The 2615-nt window shown below is 40.9% G+C and carries 3 protein-coding genes; 1 reads left to right on the plus strand and 2 read right to left on the minus strand.

Translation table 11 applies throughout. The features are described from left to right. Positions 1-294 precede the first annotated feature (294 nt). Positions 295-687, plus strand: coding sequence for a hypothetical protein (locus ACESM9_RS13790; RefSeq protein WP_372999854.1), 393 nt, complete (start codon positions 295-297; stop codon positions 685-687). 440 nt (positions 688-1127) lie between these two features. On the opposite strand, the gene ACESM9_RS13795 is transcribed toward ACESM9_RS13790, so the two are convergent. Both ACESM9_RS13795 and ACESM9_RS13800 read right to left on the minus strand, forming a co-directional pair. Beyond that, entirely contained in the window at positions 1128-1514 is a 387-nt protein-coding gene (locus ACESM9_RS13795; RefSeq protein ID WP_372999857.1) for a hypothetical protein, read from the minus strand. A gap of 16 nt (positions 1515-1530) precedes the next feature. After that, entirely contained in the window at positions 1531-2529 is a 999-nt protein-coding gene (locus ACESM9_RS13800) for a hypothetical protein (RefSeq protein ID WP_372999860.1), read from the minus strand. Positions 2530-2615 lie beyond the last annotated feature (86 nt).

Genomic DNA, 2615 nt, shown 5'->3' on the forward strand with positions numbered 1-2615 from the left:
GTTCAGTAAGCATATGACTTTCATAAAACCTAAGAGGCGGGCTTGATTGATGCCTTGTGTGTAGAGAAAATGTTGGCTTCAAAGCAATACAAAAACAAAAAGGGGAAGGGGAATAAAACCTTAGATTCCGGCTTGGGCAAGGAGAACGGGTAGGGGTAACCTGTCAAAATGTGCTGGACAATATGGTTTACCTGCATCCGCCACATGGAAAACATATCGGCGCGCAGAAGCAGCGCGTTAGCCTTAGGCCGGAGATACCATAACTGCATATAAATTAGAAAGGGGAAATATTCTATGGATGAAATCTATGTTCATGAGGAATTTAGAATTATAAACACAGGCACAGACGGAGCAGTAGACAGGTTTGAGGAAATCTTATCTACAATAGTTGGCAAAAATGACATTATTCTTGCTACTCTTTATTATGAAAAAAACCGTTTACTAGGCGACCCGGAAACAAGCTATAATTACCCCTTAAAGTTTTATACTAAAACCGGAACAAGTATATGGTTATCCAATGTAACTGCCGGATACGATGGTACTGGACCAAGTGGTGCAGTACGTGCATTAAAACTGGCAGGTTTTAGGTTTGATGAAAATGAGGTGATTGGAGCAAGAGATATTGTTGATGTTAAATTTGTCAAAGAAGGATATAGAGATATAAAAGTTTTCGGACTTCCTTTTTAGATAAGCTTCGCAGAAATACATAAAAATCGGCGGCGGCTTTTGAAACCTTATTAGAGAATGCCTCTGGTAGAGAGCTTTGGAGCTTTGGAGCTTTTCAAAAACAAAGGGGGCGGGGATAAAAACCCTAATTTCCGGCTGGGGAAAGGGAAGCTGCTGGAATGCTGTCGGGCGATATGGTTTTCTGCCAGCACCTGCCGCAGGGAAAACATATCGGCACGCGGCGGCAGCGCCACGTTCAGATGGCGCCGGAGATGGTATGGCTGGGAAGTGGCGCGGATGTGGCAGCGCTACGTTCGGGTGAGGCCGGAGATGGCATAACGGTGAAGTAAGTTGTTATGTCGACTGCAAAGAGGGCGAAAATATGCCGGAATACCACTCGAGGAAATGGATTCCGGCTGTTGAGTTGAGGTGACTAAGTCAGAAACCATTACTGACCTGTATCAATTTTCGGTTACAAACTCTAACCAGAAGAGGTTTGGTTTTTGCTTTTCAATTCCAAGCATTTTTAAAACGCCTGTTGCGAGTTCTCTTACATTTTGCCACGCTTCTGCTGCTTCTAGGCTATCCATTGTCCAAAGTTCCTTTAAGCTACTCATCTGTTCTAATAAACTATTCAAATTATCAAGTTCATTCTTTACTTCCTTGTTTATCAAATTATCTTTTACAAGATTTTCAGCAAAAATATAAGTATCATCAAAGGTTAATGCTATTTCATCAGGTATATGTACATAGTCTGGCAATACGCTAGCCTGTATAGTGTAACCTGCTGCCAAAAGCTGTATAGATTCTACCAACATCTCAAATTGTTTATTCTCTTTAACTACCATGTACTACGCTCCCTTCCTATTTCTCAAACTGTGGACCAACCCTAACTGTTCCGCCACTTCCTGAACTTACTTTCCAATATGGGTCGGGTCCATGATGACCTTCTCCAGGATGCCATTGTATTAATCTATCTTTACCATCCCTTATCGTCAAGCCTTCTCCAGCATGTGAGCCTTTTGACAGCGTTCCAACTTCCCAACCTTCCTTTTGAGCAAGTGCTTTGACTTCATCTGTAGTCATATTCTTAAGAATTTGAGGGTTATCAAAGATATCATTTAATTTCGTTGCTTTACTAGTCTTACCCGCTCTCTTTATAAGAGTTCCGACCTCATCTGCATTTTTAACTACACCTATTACTGGAGCCAACCCTGCTGCATCAAGACCTGTTTGACCAGCATGAGACAATGACCATTCCCAATGTGTAAAGTCATAATATAAATCTCTAACGTCTGCTGGTGCATCAAGGCCTGTAATACCTAAACCAACCTGGCCAGCAGTTCCTAGTGCAGTTACATCGTCTGTATAATTTCCTAAAACTACTTGCCTGCCGGAAGACTTGAGATAATCACTAACGCCTGTATTTTTTGCAGGTATCCATGTATAGTTTTCATCGTCATTGGCTATATCATTGGTTGGCTTATTCCGTTGTAAATCTCTTGGCCCTAATCCAGCAAATATTGAATCAACTTTATTCAAATTTAATTTTGATATTGTACTTATTTTAGCATTTACATCATTAGGACTCATTGTAGTGCTTATAGTACGCCAATCATTTGCTGAAATAGAACCTGTCTTTTTCACACTAGCAGTATTGGCATAATCCAGACCCGTTTTTGAAACATCAGTTGCCTTGCCTGCATTATCCCGGACTTTTTGTGCGGCATCAGCTATTTTTTGTCTTTCAGCTTTATCAGCTGTTGAGTAATATAAATCAGTCAGCCTTGATATTTCTATCCTTGAATCTTTATCTAAGCCTTTATCTGATTCTCTCCAATGGCCAGTTGGGTCGGTATACATCAGTGGCTCATTGTGGCAGTCCCTAATAGGTTGAGGTTGTCCCCCTTTTTTTTACATTATACCACATTTTGGTTTTTGTCATCATC

It is taken from the genome of Lutispora sp. (genome assembly GCF_041687175.1).
GTDB lineage: Bacteria > Bacillota > Clostridia > Lutisporales > Lutisporaceae > Lutispora.